This window comes from Streptomyces sp. CWNU-52B, assembly GCF_047444975.1.
Taxonomy (GTDB): Bacteria; Actinomycetota; Actinomycetes; order Streptomycetales; family Streptomycetaceae; genus Streptomyces.
The window spans coordinates 13,281-33,430 of the sequence record NZ_JBLFJV010000047.1; the positions used below are offsets into that span (position 1 = coordinate 13,281).

At 69.4% G+C, this 20,150-nt stretch carries 13 protein-coding genes; 3 read left to right on the forward strand and 10 right to left on the reverse strand.

Annotated features, from left to right (window positions below):
- Positions 1-196 precede the first annotated feature (196 nt).
- The 5 genes from ACLVWQ_RS31340 to ACLVWQ_RS31360 form a co-directional block, all read right to left on the reverse strand.
- The gene (locus ACLVWQ_RS31340) at positions 197-1,072 is read right to left on the reverse strand and encodes a hypothetical protein (RefSeq protein WP_414112615.1); all 876 of its coding nucleotides are present in this window, start codon (positions 1,070-1,072) and stop codon (positions 197-199) included.
- Positions 1,069-1,779: an RNA polymerase sigma factor SigM gene (gene sigM, locus ACLVWQ_RS31345; RefSeq protein WP_414112616.1), complete on the reverse strand. Its 711-nt coding sequence runs from the start codon at positions 1,777-1,779 to the stop codon at positions 1,069-1,071. The genes ACLVWQ_RS31340 and sigM overlap by 4 nt, the downstream gene beginning before the upstream one ends.
- Positions 1,780-1,807: 28 nt before the next feature.
- Positions 1,808-3,532: a protein kinase family protein gene (locus ACLVWQ_RS31350; RefSeq protein WP_414112617.1), complete on the reverse strand. Its 1,725-nt coding sequence runs from the start codon at positions 3,530-3,532 to the stop codon at positions 1,808-1,810.
- Between the two features lie 118 nt (positions 3,533-3,650).
- Positions 3,651-5,900 (reverse strand): murein biosynthesis integral membrane protein MurJ, encoded by a 2,250-nt coding sequence (gene murJ, locus ACLVWQ_RS31355; RefSeq protein WP_414112618.1) that lies wholly within the window; start codon positions 5,898-5,900, stop codon positions 3,651-3,653.
- A gap of 46 nt (positions 5,901-5,946) precedes the next feature.
- On the reverse strand, positions 5,947-8,370 hold the full coding sequence (locus ACLVWQ_RS31360) for a DUF6049 family protein (protein WP_414112619.1): 2,424 nt from the start codon (positions 8,368-8,370) through the stop codon (positions 5,947-5,949).
- A 233-nt stretch (positions 8,371-8,603) separates the two neighbouring features.
- Here ACLVWQ_RS31360 and ACLVWQ_RS31365 point away from each other — a divergent pair, with 233 nt between their 5' ends.
- The gene (locus ACLVWQ_RS31365) at positions 8,604-10,070 is read left to right on the forward strand and encodes a CCA tRNA nucleotidyltransferase (protein ID WP_414112620.1); all 1,467 of its coding nucleotides are present in this window, start codon (positions 8,604-8,606) and stop codon (positions 10,068-10,070) included.
- 135 nt (positions 10,071-10,205) lie between these two features.
- Here the strand turns inward: ACLVWQ_RS31365 and ACLVWQ_RS31370 are convergent, their stop codons facing one another.
- From ACLVWQ_RS31370 to ACLVWQ_RS31385, 4 genes are all read right to left on the reverse strand, one after another.
- Positions 10,206-10,679 (reverse strand): hypothetical protein, encoded by a 474-nt coding sequence (locus ACLVWQ_RS31370; RefSeq protein WP_414112621.1) that lies wholly within the window; start codon positions 10,677-10,679, stop codon positions 10,206-10,208.
- Positions 10,680-10,794: 115 nt separating this feature from the next.
- Complete coding sequence (locus ACLVWQ_RS31375; protein ID WP_414112622.1) at positions 10,795-12,060, reverse strand: MFS transporter; 1,266 nt, start codon at positions 12,058-12,060, stop codon at positions 10,795-10,797.
- A gap of 102 nt (positions 12,061-12,162) precedes the next feature.
- Positions 12,163-13,245 carry an inositol-3-phosphate synthase gene (locus ACLVWQ_RS31380; RefSeq protein ID WP_414112623.1) on the reverse strand — a complete coding sequence of 361 codons (1,083 nt, stop codon included), beginning with the start codon at positions 13,243-13,245 and terminating at the stop codon, positions 12,163-12,165.
- 43 nt (positions 13,246-13,288) lie between these two features.
- Entirely contained in the window at positions 13,289-13,972 is a 684-nt protein-coding gene (locus ACLVWQ_RS31385) for a PadR family transcriptional regulator (RefSeq protein WP_414112624.1), read from the reverse strand.
- A gap of 374 nt (positions 13,973-14,346) precedes the next feature.
- Here ACLVWQ_RS31385 and ACLVWQ_RS31390 point away from each other — a divergent pair, with 374 nt between their 5' ends.
- The gene (locus tag ACLVWQ_RS31390) at positions 14,347-17,079 is read left to right on the forward strand and encodes a transglycosylase domain-containing protein (RefSeq protein ID WP_414112625.1); all 2,733 of its coding nucleotides are present in this window, start codon (positions 14,347-14,349) and stop codon (positions 17,077-17,079) included.
- A gap of 234 nt (positions 17,080-17,313) precedes the next feature.
- Complete coding sequence (locus ACLVWQ_RS31395; protein WP_414112822.1) at positions 17,314-18,831, forward strand: glycosyltransferase family 87 protein; 1,518 nt, start codon at positions 17,314-17,316, stop codon at positions 18,829-18,831.
- 192 nt (positions 18,832-19,023) lie between these two features.
- Here the strand turns inward: ACLVWQ_RS31395 and ACLVWQ_RS31400 are convergent, their stop codons facing one another.
- Positions 19,024-20,055: an alanine racemase gene (locus ACLVWQ_RS31400; protein ID WP_414112626.1), complete on the reverse strand. Its 1,032-nt coding sequence runs from the start codon at positions 20,053-20,055 to the stop codon at positions 19,024-19,026.
- Between the last annotated feature and the right edge of the window lie 95 nt (positions 20,056-20,150).

Below are 20,150 nucleotides of genomic sequence, written 5' to 3' on the forward strand. Positions count from 1 at the left end.
GCTTGATTCCTCGTCTCTGGGGACTGCTACGTACGACCGGGTGGGAGCCTCTCTCAGTGCTCTCACCCCACCCAACGGATCCTAAGGGGCGCGCATTCCCACTGTGTCCGGGCACACGAAGGCGAGTCGACGCACGGGGAGAGCACGCTCGGGGCGGAGAGCGCTGAGGAAGGTCCGTGGCGGAGCCGAAGGCAGCTCAGTTCCGCGGGTAGGAGTGCTCCAGCAGGACCTTGCCGGCGGAGACCGACGGCCTGTTCAGACAGGCGGAGTCGACGACGTAGGCCGTGACCTGTGTCCTGTCGGTGGCGGAGGGCAGCACCACGAGATACGCGTCCGTGCCCTCGTAGGAACCTTCCTTCGAGGCGAGCGGAGTCGCGTCCCGTCCGATTCCTTGCTTGATGCAGCTGGGCACCGAGTTCGTGGGGGTGTCCAGGACCTTCGGTCCATCGGCGGACGCGCTGCCGTCGGGGCGGGAGCTGCCGGCCTTCTTCTCCTCCGCCTTGGCGAGGAGATCCGCGACCTGGCTCTCCAGTTTCTCCCCGGCGAAGGTGCCGGCGGAGTCGCTCTTCTGCGGGGAGGCCGACGGCGGGTCGTTGTCCGAGCCGTCGTTGCCCATCGACTGGATGAGCAGGCCGCCGAGCCCCAGTGCGGCAGCGGTGAACATGGCGCCCAGGACGGCGGTCCTGCGCCGTCCGCGACGGGGGCGGTTCGTGCGGCCCGGTCCGGTGGCGGCACGGGGATGCCCGGAGGGACGGTCCGCGACGGTCGATGTTTCACGTGAAACATGCCCGCCCTCCCCTCCTTCCGCTGCGTTCAGCAGGGCTTCGGCCGCGAGCGCGGCGTCGATGCGTTCCGCGACGTCGTCGGGCATGCGGGACGGGCCCGGCAGCGTACCAAGCATGCCGCGGATCTCTTCCAGCGAGTCGTAGACGTCGGTGCAGAGCGTGCACTCGTCCAGGTGGCGGCGGACATCCGCCGAACGGGACAGGGGGAGCAGCCCCTCGGTGAGGTCGGAGATCTCCGTGACGTCCGGGTGTCCGGCCGTGTCGGTCGTGCCGGTCGTGGATGTCACGCTCGCCCACCTCCGCCCTTCACAGCCGCTGAATCGCTTGGTCCGTCATGTGGTCCCGCTGCGGGTGGGACGGATGTCCCCTGCGTACGGTTCCTTCCCTCGCCCGACTTCTTGCTCGCACTGTCCCCTCCGCTGTCCGTGCGCAGGTGCTTGAGCAAGGGGAGAAGTCTGGCTCTGCCCCGAGCGCAGCGGCTCTTGACCGTGCCGGTCGGCACGTCGAGCAGACCGGCGGCCTCCGCGACGGGGTAGCCCTGCATGTCCACCAGGACGAGGGCGGCTCGCTGATCGGCGGGCAGGGTGCCCAGCGCCTTGAGCAGCTCACGGTGCAGATCGTTGCGCTCGGCCGGGGCGGCGGCCGACTCGTGCGGTTCCAGGAGCTGCTCGAGCCGCTCGGTGTCATCCACGGGGGAGGTCTTCCGGGAGGCGGCCTTGCGGGCACGGTCCAGGCAGGCGTTCACCGTGATCCGGTGCAGCCAGGTCGTCACGGCCGACTGGCCGCGGAAGGTGTGGGCGGCCCGGTAGGCGGAGACGAGGGCGTCCTGCACGGCGTCAGCGGCTTCCTCGCGGTCGCCCAGCGTCCGCAGCGCCACCGCCCAGAGCCGGTCACGGTGCCGCCGTACTATCTCGCCGAAGGCGTCGGGGTCGCCCTCCACATGACGGGCGAGGAGGTCCTGATCGCTTACTTCGCTGTAGGCGCCGTCCGCCATCGAACCCCCCTCCCCCTCGGTGGATCGCTCAGCCGGTGAACTTCACGTCGGTGATCGCCTGCTTGTAGCCGGCACTGCTGAACTCGTCGCCGGGCGAGTTCGGCACCGCGGTGATCCAGACCAGAACGTACCGGGTCTTCACCGCCTTCTTGGTCGAGATCTTCAAGTCCGTGGCACTGGTCGTGCCCGACGCGATCTTCGTCATGGAATCGCGGGACGCGGAGGACGACAGCGAGTCGGCCGCGTACAGCGTGACCGACGTGTGGTCGCCCGGGTAGTAGAGCCCTATCGACGCCGCCGACACGTCCTGCTCGGAACCGAGGTCGTAGACGATTCCGACGCCCTGCTTGAAGGGCGCCAGCGTGGGACCGCCCCGGTAGGAGTACGTCCGCCAGTACGTGGAGCTGTCCTTGTCGTAGGTCAGGTCCACGTCGTTCGCGTGCTGGGCCTTTCCGTCCGGGTAGTACTCCGCGGCGCCCTGGATCGCGAGCGGCTTGGCCGGCTTCGTCTTGTCGCCGCTCTTGTCGTTCTCGTCCGTCGTCCGGGTGTTGTCCGTCTCGTCGGACTTCCCGTGGTCCATGAGCGCGTCGGCGAGCTGCCAGCTGCCGAGGCCCAGGGCGGCGATGAGAAGCGCGGACACCGCCCACTTGAGGGCCTTGCCGGTACGGGTCTGCAGCGGGGGCAGCGGCGCGGGCATCACCTGCGTGCCGCCGGGGTGCGGCGCGGGGCGGCCGTAGCTGCCCTGCTGGTAGGTCGTGCGCTGGTACTCCGGCGGAGCGGTGAAGGTGGGCTCCGGCGGCCGGATGCGGGGCATCTCACCGATCGCCTTCACCAGCTCCTCCGGAGTGGTGCACGGAGGTTCCTGGCGGGACGCGGTCGCGCCGTCGTTGATGAGCGCGCGCATCGCGAGCTCCGACATGCCTCGGTGCACACCCGCCCGTACCTGGTCGGGTGCGATGAGGCCGACGCCCTTGGGTAGCCCGGAGAGGCCGTACGCGTCGTCCTCGTACGGCCAGCGCTGGGTGAGCGTGGCGTACAGCAGTGCGCCGATCGCCTCGGTGTCCGTGCGCTGCGGGGTGTCGGAGGTGATGCCGCGCAGCGCCGCGTTCACGGCGAGGCCCCGGATGCGCCACTGGCCGGACGAGGTGCGCAGCACAGCGCCCGGGGTCAGCTTCAGATGAGCCAGCCCCTCGCGGTGTGCGGCGGCCATCGCCTGGGAGACCTGGCTGACCATCTGGTATGCCTCGTGCACCTCCAGCGGTCCGGCCGCCAGGAGCGCCGTCAGCTCCGTGGCGTCCGGCAGCCATTCGTGCACCACGTAGACGAGGTCGTTCTCCTCGACCGCGTCCAGAACCTGGACGAACCGTGGGTCGCCCAGGAGGGCGGACGAACGGGCCGCCGCCAGGACGGATCGCGCTCGTGGATGGTCGGCGGGCAGCAGGTGCACACCGACGGCACGGCGGAGTTTCTCGTCCACCGCACGCCAACTGCTGAAACCGTCCAGACGGGTGACGCACTCCTCCAGGCGGTAGCGCCTGGCGAGTTTGTGCCCACTGTGCAGCTCGGGCGGTGAGGTCCTGCCGGGGCTCTCGTCCGCCCCGCTCCCCTGCGCGTCTTCGCTCTCCGAGCTGTCCGTGTCCCGCTCCCGGTTCTGGGCCACCCCGTCGGCCGTGGACTGGTCCGCCTTCGCGGTCAGCGGCTCATCGCCGCTGTTGTCCGCCACGTCGACGGCAGCCGTGCTCCGTTCCGCCACCGTCGTTCCTGCCTCCCCATCCGTTGCACGCTGTCCGACGCCAAAGCCAATTGTGCCCACAGTCCGTCCCTCTGCACGACACGCGGTCGCGGACGATGGTTGTGCGGCTGCCCCGCTTTCAGCGCCCAAGGCGCCCGCGGACCATGCCGACCATTGCGTTCAGTTCCTCGATGCGCAGCCGCCGTGCCGTGACGTAGAAGACACCGAGCAGTACGACACCACCGACGACGAGAGAGGCGAACGAGCCGCCGACGCCCTGTCCCAGCGTGTGGCCGATCCCGTAGCAGGCGGCGCCGCTGAGCAGCGCGGCCGGTACCGCCGCGATCGCGAGCCGCGCGTACGTACGCAGGACGCGGCCGCCGTCCAGGTCGCCGCCCAGCCGCCTGCGCAGCCGGCTCCACGCGACCCCCACGCCGATCGCGTAGGCGAGACCGTACGAGGCGGCCATACCCGCCACCGCCCAGCGCGGGGGGAGCAGGAAGAAGCAGAGCGCGGAGGCCCCGGCGTTGACGGTGGCCACGATGACCGTGTTGTAGAAGGGGGTGCGGGTGTCTTCGTACGCGTAGAAGGCGCGCAGCACGACGTACTGCACGGAGTACGGGATCAGGCCCAGGCCGAAGGCCATCAGCATGTAGCCCATGTTCGTCGCCTCGCTGGTCCCGGAGGCGCCGAACATCAGGGTGCACATCGGGACGCCGAGTGCGACGAAGCCGAAGGAGATCGGCACGATCGCCACGGCCGTCGTGCGCAGCCCCTGGGAGATGTCGTCGCGGACCGCTCCGGTGTCGCCCTCGTGCGCCGAGCGGGAGAGCCGCGGCAGCAGGGCGGCCATCAGGGAGACCGTGATGATGGCCTGCGGGAGGCCCCAGATGAGCTGGGCGTTGGCGTAGGCGGCGAAGCCCACACCGTCGACCGGTGAGTCCTTGGCGGCCGCGGTGGACAGCTGGGTCACGACGATCGCGCCCGCCTGGTTGGCGAGGACGAAGAGTACGGTCCACTTGGCGAGCATGGCCGCCTTGCCGAGGCCGTGCCCCTTCCAGTCGAAGCGCAGCCGCAGCCGGAAGCCGGTCTCCCGCAGGTACGGGACCATCGCGACGGCCTGGACGACCAGCCCGAGCAGGACGCCGATGCCGAGCAGCCGTTCGCCCTCCGGCGGAATCGTCTCGACTTCCATGCCGGAGCTGCTCGCGGTGCCGTACACCCAGATGAACAGTCCGAGCGTCGTGATGATGACGACGTTGTTGAGGACCGGGGTCCACATCATCGCGCCGAACTTGCCGCGCGCGTTGAGGATCTGTCCCATCACGACGTGGATGCCCATGAAGAAGATCGTGGGCAGGAAGTAGCGGGCGAAGGTGACGGCGACGTCGTTGGCCGCCGCGTCTCTGGCCACGGGCGCCGACAGCGCGCGGACCAGGAGGGGCGCGGCGAGCACCGCGAGCGCGGTGAGCGCGCCGAGCACCACGACGACGAGGGTGAGGAGCCGGTTGGCGAAGGCCTCACCGCCGTCCTCGTCGTCCTTCATGGCCCGCACCAGCTGCGGTACGAAGACGGAGTTGAGGCCACCGCCGACGGTCAGGATGTAGATCATCGTCGGCAGCTGGTAGGCGACCTGGAAGGTGTCGCCGAGGAGGCCGACGCCCAGCGCCGCGACGATCAGCGCGGAGCGGATGAAGCCGGTGAGGCGGGACACCATGGTGCCGGCCGCCATCACCGCGCTCGACTTCAGCAGACCCGACGCGCGGCCCCCGGACTTCTTCGCGGGGGCGCCCGCGGGCGCCCCGGGGGGCGCGGCGGCGGGCGCCGGTTCCGCTGCCGGGGCGGGGACGCCGAGCGGTGTGGCGGGGGGCCCGGCCGGCGGTCCCGCGTACGGTCCGGCCTGCGACTGGACGCCGCCCTGCTGCTGGTCCCGGAAGAGATGGGCGAACGCGTCCGGCTCGTGGCGCTCCTCGCCGGCCCGGGTCACCAGGTCGTCCACACCCACGAACTGCGTCGTACGGGGGTCGTCCCCGTACGGCAGGTACTGGGTGGGGCCCTCCGGCTCGGGGGCCGGGGTCTGCGCCCACACCCGAGGGTCGGGTGCGTACGGGGTCTGGGGCGGCTGGGAGTAGAGCGGGGGCTGGGGCTGGTACGTGCCGGGCGGCGGCGGAGGATGCGCGGCCCGGTCGTAGAGGGCCTCGGTGACGGGGTCCTGGGCGGACAGGTCCTGTGCCTGGTAGGGATCCTGGGCGTAGGCGTCCTGGAAGTACACCTCGCCCGCGGGCTGCGGAGGCACCTCGCCAGGATCCGGCGGGCCCTGCGGCGGGCCGTCGGGGCGGCCGGAGCCTCCCGCGCCCTGACCGCGGTCACCGTCGTACGGCGCGTTCATGGTTACCCCACCTCATCGTCCCCGGGCCCACCGGCCACGACATCGCTCAACGGTCCACTCTCTCACCCGTGCCGGACGGGTCGGTGATTTCCGGTGCGGTGTCCGGTGAAGGGTCACTCGGGTGCTCCGGGCCGGGTGCCCCCGACCCGGCGGCGGACGCCTCCTCGTGCCCGTCCCCCTCCGGTCCGCCACCGTTCTCCGCGCCGTCACCGTGTCCCGCGCCGCCGGCGGTGATGTGCTCCGCGTCGGCGTCCTCGGGACCGTTCTCCGCCTTCAGCGCGGCCTGGCGGGCGGCCTCCCGCTTGCGCTGCGTGTACATCCGGAATCCGGCGAGCACGAGCAGCAGGACACCGCCGGCGATGACCAGCATCACCGTCGCCGTGATCTCGGTGACCTTCACGTCGAAGGTGACCTCGGGCCCGTAGGGCCGGCCGTCCGGGGTGAACAGCTGGGCGACCACCCCGGCCCGGCCGTTGGCGTGGGCGTTGGCGGTGAACTTCACCGACTGGCTGTGCCCGCCGGCGACCGCGACCGGCTGCTCCTGGTAGGCGCCGTCGCCGATGCTGAGGCGGCTCGGCTGGGTGGACGTCAGACGCAGCACGAGGTGGTCGACGCCCTGGACGAGGTTGTTCTGCACGGTGACCGGGATCGTGGCGCTGCGGCCCGAGAGTTTCGCCTCGGACTTGTCGATCAGTCCGACGCCCTCGGTGAGTCCGATGAGGTACCGCTCCACCCCGGTGCGGAACCCCGTCGCCTCCACGGCACGGCCGCGCCAGGAGGTGGACATCGACCGGTCCATGGCCCGCCCGAAGGGAGTGACCACCCGGGACTTGTCCGAGAGGACCACCTGGAAGCTGTCGAGCTTCCGCTGGGTGCCGCCGATCTGCTCGAAGGCGGTCCGCGGCAGCTCCTGCTTGCGCAGTGAGGAGGGGTACGAGGAAGCCGACGGGACCCTGGTGGTGGCGCCCGCGTCCGGCTTGGCCTTGGTGGCCGCGGACAGCTCGGCGGACTGCGACCAGTTCCCGTCCTGGAGCGCGGTCAGCGCCCGTGCCATCGTCTTGGCCTGGCCGGCGGTCGGCATGCGCTGCGGGGCGACCACGACGGTGCGCTGCTTGTCCGGGGCCTGGCGGGTGAGCATCAGGCTCTGGGCGAGGAACCGCTGCACGGCGAGCGTGGAGTTGCCGGCCACCGTCATGTCGCCCTGGAACGCCTTGGACAGCCGGGCGTCCGCGACGACCGCGGTGATGCCGCCGCCGATCGGCCGGGCCGCCGACGGGGTGTACGGCAGGGCGCCGGCCTCTTCCAGGCTGTCGCTGCGGGAGAGCACGGTGTCGGCGCCGGCCGAGGTCGCGACCTTGACGATCGACGGGTCGATCGCGCCGTTCACGGGCCATGCGTAGTCCGTGCTGGGCTTCACATGGAGGATCGACTCCACGGTCGTCGAGGCCACGGTGGTGGCGTCCTTGAGGTGGCTCAGCGACCCGGTCACGGGCGTGCCGTTGTGCGCGAGCGAGGCCAGGTCCGGGTCGGCGAAGGGGAGGGCGACGACTTCTTCGTCCTCGACCGCCTTCTCCAGTTCGTTGAGCCACTGCTTGGCCACCGCCTGGTGGGTGCCGGCCGCGGTCGTCGTGCTGGAGCCGTTCACCTGGACGCGGTAGTTGCGCGTCATGGCGTCGACGGAGGCCAGCAGGTCCGGGTCGAGCACCCAGGTGATGTCGAGGTCCTTGCCGAGGCTGAGGAGCCGCTCCAGGCGCCCGCCGGGGGAGAGCTCCGCGGCCAGGTCGTCGTCGGCGAAGACGGGCGTCTGCTGTTCGTTCGACCCCGTCTCGGCCGTCATGTGGGAGGACGAGATCAGCGGCCAGAGGTACGTCGTTCTGGTCTTCGTGTCCGGGGCGTCCGGCTGCCACGGCAGGAAGGTCCGCTCGATGCCGAGGATCTGGTCGTACGGGGCGGCGGCGGTCCGGCCGGTCAGGGTGACCCCGAGCTGGTAGACGCCGTCGGAGCCGAGATCCAGCTTGTCGACGGGTACGGAGATGCTGAACGGCTGTGCGACGCCCTGAGCGAGCCTGGAGAACTTCGCCACGTACGTGCCGCCGACTTCCGTGCCGGCGTAGGGGTTGCTCTTGGCGACGTCGTCGACGGCCGAGCGGCCGTTCAGCGTCGGCCCGACCCGCAGACCCACGTGCGCGCCGGTGATCGGCTGCTTGCCGTTGTTGAGGATCGTGCCGGAGACGGTGATCGTGTCACCGTCGGAGGGAACGCTGGGGCTCAGCGAGTTCAGGGAGACCTCGGCCGTACGGGAGGTCACCGCGGACGCGGCACCGGGCTCCGAGGCGTACGAGGCCGAAGACATGGGTAGCTGAAGGGCACCGGCCAGTAGAGGTGCCCCGGCGAGCAGTGCGCCGGTGCGCCGCAGCCACCGGCGGGCAGGTGAGGGACTGGTCCCCTGGAAGTCTGCCGCCTCGGCCACGCGCTCGCCCGTCCCTCGTCGTCGTCAGTGGTCGTCGGATGTGCGTCCACGCATGGTAACGATGCGCGCCGAAGGTAAGTGCCGCGGTCCGCTCCACAAGATCGAAGATGAGACCGGGCTGTCCCTCTATGTGAGCGTATTCGTGGCGGTGTCCCGACACAGAAGTGGCGGGACATCTGTGCACGTTTAATGAAGGCGCTCCGGAGCGCCGCGGCCACGTACCCTTTTCTGTTGTGTCGAATGCCAACGAAGACAGTCCCAGTGCACTGAGCCAGGTACAGAGCCGCGCGGTGAGCGAGCTGCTGCGGGTGTCCCCCGTCGCCGATGAACTCGCCCGTCGTTTTCAGGAGGCCGGGTTCGCTCTCGCCCTCGTCGGCGGCTCGGTCCGGGACGCCCTCCTCGGCCGGCTCGGCAACGACCTGGACTTCACGACCGATGCCCGCCCCGAGGACGTACTGAAGATCATGCGGCCCTGGGCGGACGCCCTGTGGGAGGTCGGCATCGCCTTCGGCACGGTGGGGGCGCAGAAGGACGCCTGTGTCGGTGACGTCGAGCAGAGCTTCGAGATCGAGGTGACGACGTACCGCTCGGAGGCGTACGACCGGACCTCGCGCAAGCCCGAGGTGTCCTACGGGGACTCCATCGAGGACGACCTGGTGCGCCGTGACTTCACGGTGAACGCGATGGCCGTGGCGCTTCCCGAGAAGAGGTTCATCGACCCGCACGGCGGGCTCCACGATCTCGCCGCCCGCGTGCTGCGGACGCCGGGCACCCCCGAGTCGTCCTTCTCCGACGACCCGCTGCGGATGATGCGGGCCGCGCGGTTCGGCGCGCAGCTCGACTTCGAGGTGGCACCGGACGTCGTCGCGGCGATGAAGGCCATGGCCGATCGCATCGAGATCGTCTCGTCCGAGCGGGTGCGCGACGAGCTGAACAAGCTGATCGTCTCCGCGCACCCGCGCAAGGGGCTGACGCTGCTCGTCGACACGGGGCTCGCCGACCGTGTGCTGCCGGAGCTGCCCGCGCTGCGCCTGGAGCGGGACGAGCACCACCGGCACAAGGACGTCTACGACCACACGCTGATCGTCCTGGAGCAGGCGATGGAGCTGGAGGAGGACGGTCCGGACCTCGTCCTGCGGCTGGCCGCGCTGCTGCACGACATCGGCAAGCCGCGGACGCGTCGCTTCGAGGAGGACGGGCGAGTCTCCTTCCACCACCACGAGGTGGTGGGGGCCAAGATGACCAAGAAGCGGATGACCGCGCTCAAGTACTCCAACGATCTGGTGAGGGACGTCTCGCGCCTGGTCGAGCTGCACCTGCGCTTCCACGGCTACGGCACCGGGGAGTGGACGGACTCGGCGGTCCGCCGCTATGTCCGTGACGCGGGACCGCTCCTGGACCGCCTCCACAAGCTGACCCGCTCCGACTGCACGACCCGCAACAAGCGCAAGGCCACCGCTCTGTCCCGCGCGTACGACGGCCTGGAGGAGCGCGTGGCACAGCTCCAGGAGCAGGAGGAGCTGGACTCGATCCGGCCCGACCTCGACGGCAACCAGATCATGGAGATCCTGGGTGTCCGACCGGGGCCGGTCATCGGCCAGGCCTACAAGTTCCTGCTGGAACTGCGTCTGGAGAACGGGCCGATGGAGTACGACGCCGCGATGTCGGCGCTCAAGGAGTGGTGGGCGGAACAGAACTGAGGCGTCATAGGGCCGAGGACGCGCGGCGGGGTCATGTTTCACGTGAAACATGACCCCGCCGCGCGACCTCGCACCGGATACACCGAGGGCCGTTGTTTCACGTGAAACAACGGCCCTCGGTGTATCAACGGGCTCCTACTTGGAGGAGTACTCCGACAGGCAGAGGGTGAAGTCGCTGCTGCCACCGGTCTCGGTGTACTCGGCGTACTTGGTGCGGTCGCAGCCGGAGTCGTCGCTCTTCTTCTGCTCGACCTTGTACGCGGCCTTGGAGTTGCCGCAGTCCACGACCTCGAGGTCCGGGTCGGTGGTGCTGTTCGGGTTGCCGATGCTCATGCAGTCGCCGACCTTGGCGCTCTGGGCATCGTCACGGCTGGCCAGCCAGCCGCCGACGGCGACTATGAGGACGACGACCGGGATGGCGAACCGCAGGTACTTCTTGAGGTTGCGCTTCGGCGGCTCGGGCGGGACCGGGGCGTACGGCGCGTTCGGGTGCGGCGGGTAGCCCTGCGGGGGCTGCTGCTGCCCGTACGGGTTCCCCTGGGGCGGCTGGCCCTGCGGGGGCTGGCCCTGCGCGAACGGATTCTGGCCCTGGGGCGGCGGAGTGGTCACTTTGGGGGTCCCCCTCGAACGTGGAGCGCGTGGCGCGAAATAAGACCCACGTAAACTATCGGGCACCACTGACAACGCAGTAGTCCGCAGGGGCACTGTGGCATTGATGTGACACTTACTGGAGCCGAAACCGGGCCATAGTCGCAGCAACTGCCCCGTAGATAACGGCCACCGTGACCACAAGCGCCACGGAACGGCCGTCAGGGGGCAGTATCAGGGCAGCCACCGCCGCGGCGCCGACGAAGGCGACGTTGAACAGGACGTCGTAGACGGCGAAGATCCGGCCACGGAAGTGGTCGTCGACGGACGACTGGACCACGGTGTCCGTCGCGATCTTCGCGCCCTGGGTGGTCAGGCCCAGCACGAAGGCCGCGATCAGCAGCGGGACTTCGGCGAACGGCAGCCCCAGAGCCGGTTCCAGCACCGCGGCGGACGCGGCGCAGGCGATGATCCAGCCGCCCGGTCCCAGGCGGTTCGCCGCCGTCGGTGTCAGCAGGGCCGCGGCGAAGAAGCCCGCTCCGGAGATCCCCACGGCCAGACCGAGAAGGGCGAGCCCGTCGTCCTCGGGGCCGGACGACCAGGCGTACCGGCAGAGCATCAGCACCATGACCGTCAGCGCCCCGTAGCAGAACCGCATCAGCGTCATCGCGGTCAGCGCCCAGGCGGCCTCCCGGCGCGCGGGCTCGGCGAGATGGCGTACGCCCTCCGTCAGGCCGCGAGCGGTGCCGAGCACCGCCGTCCTCAGCCGGGGCCGCACCGACCGCCGGTCGGGTCCCAGCAGATCCGGGGCCAGTCGCAGCGAGGCGAGCGCGGAGCACACGTACAGGGCGGCTCCCACGAGGACCACCGCCGCGTCGGAGTCGGAACCGACGAGGCGTACGACGAAGGCGAGACCACCGCCGAGGGTCGCGGCGAGCGTGCCGGCCGTCGGTGACAGGGAGTTGGCGATCACCAGTCGCTCGGGGTCGACGACCCGGGGCAGCGCGGCGGACAGACCCGCCAGGACGAACCTGTTGACGGCGGTCACGCACAACGCGGACGCGTAGAAGAGCCAGTCGGGCACGCCGCTCAGCATCAGGACGGCCGTCAGGGACGCCAGGAGCGCCCGCAGCAGGTTCCCGTACAGAAAGACCTGGCGGCGTCTCCAGCGGTCCAGGAGGACGCCTGCGAAGGGGCCGACGAGGGAGTACGGGAGGAGCAGGACCGCCATCGCGGAGGCGATCGCGGCCGCGGAGGTCTGCTTCTCCGGTGAGAAGACGACGTACGTGGCGAGCGCCACCTGGTAGACCCCGTCGGCGCCCTGGGACAGGAGCCGTACGGCGAGCAGCCGTCGGAAGTTCCCCAGACGCAGGAGTACGCGCAGGTCACCCACGACAGTCATGGGTCTCAGCCTCGCACAGGCACCACAGGGAAAGGGCCCCCGGAGCGGTGCTCCGGGGGCCCTCGACAGCCGCGCGGACGGCGGTCGCGCGAAGGACGAGCCTCAGCGCTCGACCTCGCCCTTGATGAACTTCTCGACGTTGTCGTAGGCCTCGTCGTCGAAGTACTGGACCGGCGGGGACTTCATGAAGTAGCTCGACGCGGAGAGGATCGGGCCGCCGATGCCGCGGTCCTTGGCGATCTTCGCGGCGCGCAGCGCGTCGATGATGACACCCGCGGAGTTCGGGGAGTCCCAGACCTCGAGCTTGTACTCCAGGTTCAGCGGGACGTCACCGAAGGCGCGGCCTTCGAGGCGGACGTACGCCCACTTGCGGTCGTCGAGCCACGCCACGTAGTCCGAGGGGCCGATGTGGACGTTCTTCGCGCCCATGTCGCGGTCGGGGATCTGCGAGGTGACGGCCTGCGTCTTCGAGATCTTCTTCGACTCGAGGCGGTCGCGCTCCAGCATGTTCTTGAAGTCCATGTTGCCGCCGACGTTGAGCTGCATGGTGCGCTCGAGACGGACACCGCGGTCCTCGAACAGCTTCGCCATCACCCGGTGCGTGATGGTGGCGCCGACCTGCGACTTGATGTCGTCGCCGACGATCGGGACGCCCGCCTCGGTGAACTTGTCCGCCCACTCCTTGGTGCCGGCGATGAAGACCGGCAGGGCGTTGACGAACGCGACCTTGGCGTCGATGGCGCACTGGGCGTAGAACTTCGCCGCGTCCTCGGAACCGACGGGCAGGTAGCAGATGAGGACGTCCACCTGCTTGTCCTTGAGGACCTTGACGACGTCGACCGGAGCCTCGGCGGACTCCTCGATGGTCTCGCGGTAGTACTTGCCGAGCCCGTCGTGGGTGTGGCCGCGCAGGACCGGGACGTCCTTGTTCGGGACGTCGCAGATCTTGATGGTGTTGTTCTCGCTGGCGCCGATGGCGTCCGAGAGATCGAGGCCGACCTTCTTCGCGTCGACGTCGAAGGCGGCGACGAACTCGACGTCACCCACGTGGTAGTCGCCGAACTGGACGTGCATCAGACCCGGCACCTTGGCCGCCGGATCGGCGTCCTTGTAGTACTCGACGCCCTGAACCAGTGAGGCGGCGCAGTTGCCCACGCCGACGATGGCTACGCGAACCGAACCCATTCCGGTTGCTCCCTGTGTGTACTGGTGAAGCCCTGAGAGGTCTTCACGTGGCAGTGTCGCCGGACGGATCCGGCCCGGGGGTGTCCCCGGGCCGGGGCAGGCCGCCCGACTCCCCAGATGTGTTGTTCTGCTGAGCGGAGCCGTCAGGGCCGGAACGCCGGTGGTCCCGGCCCGCCCGCTCGCTCTCGATGAGCTCGTTCAGCCAGCGCACTTCGCGCTCCACGGACTCCATTCCGTGGCGCTGGAGCTCAAGCGTGTAGTCGTCGAGGCGCTCCCGGGTGCGCGCCAGTGAGGCGCTCATCTTCTCCAGGCGCTCCTCGAGCCGGCTGCGGCGGCCTTCGAGGACCCGCATCCGTACATCCCGTGACGTCTGGCCGAAGAAGGCGAAGCGAGCGGCGAAATGCTCGTCCTCGTACGCGTCGGGACCCGTCTGCGAGAGAAGGTCCTCGAAATGTTCCTTACCTTCGGCCGTCAACCGGTAGACGATCTTGGCGCGGCGTCCGGCGAGCGGCGCCGCGAGAGCGTCCTCGTGGGTGTTCCCCGGTTCCTCGATCAACCAGCCGCTGGCGACCAGCGTCTTGAGGCAGGGGTAGAGCGTCCCGTAGCTGAACGCACGGAACACACCCAGTGACGTATTGAGGCGTTTGCGCAGCTCATAGCCGTGCATCGGGGACTCGCGGAGAAGTCCGAGGACGGCGAACTCGAGGATTCCGGCACGCCGGCTCATCGTCGCCTCCTCTCTGCCGCGGCCCTGCCGTGACGGTCTTTATGCCGAGCTGATGTATCGACTCGATACATCGGAACGATAGATCGGTCCGTCCCATGCGGCAAGGGGGAGCACGGTGAACGGCGTCACATCATGGATTCGTAGGAAGCAAGTTGCCTGGTTTGGGGTGAACTTCGGCCCTAGGCGGGTTTTGACGGTGCGTAGTCTGTGCGCCATGCAGACCACCGGGAACCGAGTGACGCCCGGGGACGTCCTTGTCCTCGGTGCGGTACGGATGAATGCAAAAACGACCGCATCCGTACTTCGGGGGGACCGGAAACCAGCCGCCGTTTCCAGGCGCGCTCAGGTGCGCCTGCCCGAGGAGTAATCGTTCGATGAGCGAGCACCGTCGCAAACCGACGCAGCCGCAGGGTGGCGGACGTGCCGCGGCCCGACGCGGCCAGACCGGCTCGTCCTCCGGCCGCCGTTCGGCACCGCGGGGCGCAACCGAGTCTCCTTCCGATTCATACGACTCGGGGGGTGAGGAACGCCCGTTCGGCAGTCGCGCCGAGGCCCGACGGGCATCACAGAGAAGCAGCAGCGGCGCCGGTCGACGCAGAGCAGCCGACGGCGCGGGGCCGGGAGGCCACGGTGGTGGCGGCCGGCGAGGTGGCCCGGGTGGCCCCGGCGGGCCCACCGGCCCAGGCCGGGGCCGCGGGCGTGGGTCCGTGCCGCCGAAGAAGCGGATCATCGACTACCCCCGCGCGGGCAAGTACGGGGCGGCACGTTGGGTGCCGTCCTGGAGGCTCGTGACGGGACTGTTCATCGGCTTCTTCGGGAGCATGATGGCGGTCGCGGGAGTCGCGTACGCGCTGGTGGGCCTGCCGGACATCGCCAAGACGGCGGAGGCGCAGAACAACGTCTACTACTGGGCCGACGGCACGCAGATGGTCGCCACCGGTGGTGAGACGAACCGGCAGATCATCGACTACTCCCGGATTCCCAAGGAGATGCGCTACGCCGTCATGTCGGCCGAGAACAAGACGTTCGAGACCGACCGGGGCGTCGACCCCATGGGCATCGGCCGGGCCCTGTTCAACATGGCCAAGGGCGGCCAGACCCAGGGTGGCTCGACGATCACCCAGCAGTACGTGAAGAACGCCATGCTGGAGGACCAGTCGCAGACGGTCTCCCGCAAGTTCAAGGAGCTCTTCGTCTCGATCAAGGTAGGGGCCAAGGTCGGGAAGGAAGAGATCATGGCCGGCTACCTGAACTCGGCCTACTACGGCCGTGGCGCCTACGGGATCCAGGCCGCCGCGCGTACGTACTACGACGTGAACGCCGAGGATCTCGACGCGAGCCAGTGCGCCTTCCTGGCGGCGGTGCTCAAGGGTGCCACGTACTACGACCCGGCCGGCGCGGAGTCGATCGACCCGTCCGCCACTCCCGCGGCCAACCGCGAGCGCGCGGAGACCCGGTGGCGGTGGATCCTCGGCGAGATGGTCAAGGACGGGCACCTGACGGCGGAGGAGCGGAACAAGTACCCCGACTTCCCCAAGCTCCAGAGCCCGCGGGCCAACGCCGAGCTGGGCGGCCAGGTCGGTTACCTGGTCGACCTCGCCAAGGCGTACATCGTCAACAACAGCGAGAAGACCGGCATCACCGAGAAGGAGCTTCGGGACGGCGGTTACGAGATCCACACGACCTTCGACAAGAAGAAGGTCAAGCAGCTCGAATCCGCGGTGAAGAAGGTCCAGAAGGAGAACATCGACGCGAAGGCCCGCCCGAAGTCGGACAAGCACGTCCAGTTCGGCGGGGCGTCGGTGAACCCGAAGAGCGGTGCCATCGAGGCCATCTACGGCGGTACGGACGCGACCAAGCACTTCACCAACAACGCCGACCAGACCGGCGCCCAGGTCGGTTCGACCTTCAAGCCCTTCGTCCTCGCCGCTGCCATGAAGTGGGGCGTCCTCGATCCCGACCTGGAGCCGACCCAGGCCCAGGACGAGCGGAAGAAGGTCTCTCCCAAGAGCATCTACAGCGGCAAGAACAAGCTGAAGATCGAGGAGTACGACGGGACGGTCTGGACCGACAAGGACGACAAGGAGTGGCTGCAGCGGAACGACGGTGACGAGTCGTACAACAAGCCCAGCTTCCGGATCGACCTCCGTGAGGCGATGAGGGTCTCCGCCAACTCCGCGTACGTGCAGCTCGGCATGGACGTGGGCCTGGACAAGGTCAGGGAGTCCGCCATCGACGCGGGCATCAAGGAAGGCAGCCTGGCCAGCGCCAACTTCCCGTCCTTCTCCATCGGTACCTCCGACCCGAGCGCGATCCGGATGGCCGGCGCGTACGCCACCTTCGCGGAGAGCGGCAAGCAGAACGAGCCGTACTCGGTCGACGAGATCACCGACAAGGACGGCACGGTCTTCTCCCACGAGAACGTGGCCAAGGCGAAGCAGGCCTTCACCGCGCCGGTAGCCGACAACGTCACCGACGTCCTCAGGACCGTCGTGGAGAAGGGCACCGGTACCGCGGCGAAGCTGAGCAACCGGCCGGCGGCGGGCAAGACCGGTACGACCGACGGCAACAAGTCCGCCTGGTTCGTCGGGTACACCCCGCAGCTCTCGACCGCGATCTCCATGTACCGCATGGACGACGACGAGACCAACAAGAAGCGCGAGTTCCTGGAGATGTACGGGACGGGTGGCCAGGACAAGATCCACGGCGCCTCGTTCCCGGCCGAGATCTGGCACGACTACATGGAGCAGGCGCTCAAGGGCGAGAAGGTCGAGCAGTTCCCGACCCCCGAGCCCATCGGTGAGATCGTCGACGACGTCCCGGTCCCGACCCCGACTGCCTCACCCACTGAGACGGAGGAGGAAGAGGAGACCGAGTCGCCGAGTGCCTCACCGTCGAAGAGCGAACCGGATCCCAGCCCCTCCACGAGTGAGACCTGTGCCCCGTTCGACTTCGACTGCGAGGACGACGGCGGAACCGACGCCGGCGCCGACGCGGGCGGAACGGACGGAGGGGCGAGCCCCTCTGTCTCGGAATCCGAGACGGGCGACGAGGGCACCAGCAGAGGCAACGGCAACGGTGGTTTCCTCCAAGGCTCCTCGGGCTAGGAACGGTCCGGCCTCCTGAGGCCTTTTCGGACGCGACATGGTCGCCGACTCCGGTCGGCGGCCATTTTGCGTTCTCCGGCAGTCGGCAGTCGGCAGTCGGCAGTCGGCAGTCGGCAGTCGGCAGTGCAGGAGTGCGGCAGTGCGGGAGGGCAGGGCGCAGGGACGCCCGGGACACCCGGGACGGCGGCGGTCAAAGTGCCCACCCTCGGCGTGCTCCCAGGCACGTACGGCAGGATGTGCGGCATGCCCAGTGCAGAAACGACGCGCGCGAGCGTGCACGAGCCAGATCTGGTGCGGCCGACCAAGGAGGACCCGGTCGCCGCCACCGGCAGCGAACTGATCGGCGGTCCCCTGGGACGACGTGCGCTGCCCGGGACGTCCTGGTGGACTCCCGTGCGGGTCGTCGCACTCGTCGCGATCGGCGTGTTCGCCCTCGGCATGGTGCAGAAACTGCCCTGCTACGACGGTGCCTGGTTCTTCGGGGCCAGCTCCCAGTACACGCATGCCTGCTACTCGGACATCCCGCACCTCTACCAGGGGCGGGGCTTCGCCGACGGGCTCGTGCCGTACTTCGACAAGCTCGAAGGCGACATGGAGTACCTCGAATACCCGGTGCTGACCGGCGTGTTCATGGAGGTCGCCGCCTGGCTCACACCGGGCAGCGGCAGCATCCAGCACCAGGAGCAGGTCTACTGGATGGTCAACGCCGGCATGCTGATGGTCTGCGCGGCCGTCATCGCCGTCTGCGTGGCCCGTACCCACCGGCGGCGGCCCTGGGACGGCCTGCTGGTCGCCCTGGCGCCCGCCTACGCGCTGACCGCGACCATCAACTGGGACCTGCTGGCGGTCGCTCTGACGGCCGCGGCGATGCTGATGTGGTCACGGAGCCGCCCGCTCGCCTTCGGGGTCCTCCTGGGGCTCGCCACGGCCGCCAAGCTCTATCCCGTGCTGCTCCTCGGACCGCTGTTCGTGCTGTGCTGGCGGGCGGGCCGATGGCGAGAGTTCGGCTCGGCCCTGCTCGGCGCCGCCGGTTCCTGGCTGGTCGTGAACCTGCCGGTCATACTGCTGGCGCCCGAGGGCTGGTCGAAGTTCTACACGTTCAGCCAGGAACGCGGAGTCGACTTCGGCTCCTTCTGGCTGATCCTCTCCCAGCGCATGGAGACACCGCTCGTCACCGACACCGTCAACACGATGGCCACGGTGCTGATGCTGGTCTCCAGCGCGGGTGTCGCGGCCCTCGCGCTGACGGCCCCCCGCCGGCCGCGCTTCGCCCAGCTGGCGTTCCTGATCGTCGCGGCCTTCATCCTCACCAACAAGGTCTATTCACCGCAGTACGTACTGTGGCTGGTCCCCCTCGCCGTACTGGCCCGTCCCAAGTGGCGGGACTTCCTGGTCTGGCAGGCGTGCGAGGTCGCGTACTTCCTCGGGATCTGGACGTACCTCGCCTACACGACCAGCGGCGACGCCCACAAGGGACTGCCGCAGGAGGGGTACCAACTGGCCGTCGCCGTCCACCTGCTGGGGACGCTGTACCTCTGTGCCGTGATCGTGCGCGACATCCTCATGCCGGAGCGGGACGTGGTGCGCCGCTCGGGGGACGACGATCCCTCGGGAGGTGTGCTGGACGGCGCGGAGGACGTCTTCGCGCTGGGCGCCGCGGCCCGTCCGCCACGGCACGCGGCGCACTTCGACGGTCCGTTGGTGGAGTGGGGCAGCGGCGGCGAACCCGAGGGAAGTTCGCGTTCGCTCTGAGCGAACAGGGTGTGCGAGAGGTGCGCGGCGGACCGGCGGTGGAGTGCGTGAGAAGCACGTGAGCGCCGATGAATGCCGGTGAGCGCATGTGAAAGGCCGTACACGGAAGTCCGTGTACGGCCTTTCACATGCGGTTCTCCGCGGAGGCCTTCCGGGCGGGCGGGCCCGGCGCGCGGTGCCGTGCGGGTGCCGTCAGCGCTCGACGACGCGGTCGAACTGCGTGGTGGTGTGCCGCAGATGGGCCACCAGCTCCTCGCCGACGTGCGGCTCGGGGGCGTCCGAGGGCACGAAGAGGATCGAGACCTGCATGTGCGGGGGCTCCGCGAACCAGCGCTGCTTGCCGCCCCAGACGAACGGCGACAGGTTCCGGTTCACCGTGGCGAGACCGGCGCGGGCCACGCCCTTGGCACGCGGCATGACGCCGTGCAGGGCCTTGGGGGCCTCCAGGCCCACCCCGTGCGACGTACCGCCCGCCACGACGACCAGCCAGCCGTCCGAGGCGACCTTCTGCTGGCGGTAGCCGAAGCGGTCGCCCTTGGCGACGGGCGTGACGTCCAGGACGGCGCCGCGGTACTGCGTCGCGTCGTGGTCCCCCAGCCACAGCCGGGTGCCGATACGGGCCCGGAAGCGGGTCTGCGGGAACTGCTGCTGCAGCCGGGCGAGCTCGTCGGCCTTGAGATGGCTGACGAACATGGTGTGCAGCGGCAGCCGTGCCGCGCGCAGCCGGTCCATCCAGCCGATGACCTCCTCGACGGCGTCCGAGCCGTCGGTACGGTCCAGGGGCAGGTGGATCGCGAAGCCCTCGAGCCGCACGTTCTCTATGGCGGCGTGCAGCTGGGGCAGATCCCGCTCGCTCACACCGTGCCGCTTCATGGAGGACATGACCTCGATGACGACACGGGCCCCCACGAGGCCGTAGACGCCGTCGACGGAGGAGACGGAGCGGATGACGCGGTCGGGCAGCGGAACGGGCTCCTCGCCCCGCCTGAAGGGCGTCAGCACCAGCAGGTCGCCGCCGAACCAGTCCTTGATCCGCGCCGCCTCGTAGGTCGTGCCGACGGCCAGGATGTCCGAACCCAGGCGGGTGGCCTCGTCGGCGAGCCGCTCATGGCCGAAGCCGTAGCCGTTTCCCTTGCAGACGGGCACGAGCCCCGGGAACTGCTCGGACACGTGCTTGTGGTGCGCCCGCCAGCGTGCGGTGTCGACGTAGAGCGTGAGCGCCATGGCCGGACCTGGAACCTTTCTCGTGGCAGCGGTGTAAGCGGTCTATCAGAGGTGGGAAGCGGAGGTGGGAAGCAGAGGGGGAAGGCGGATTCTGG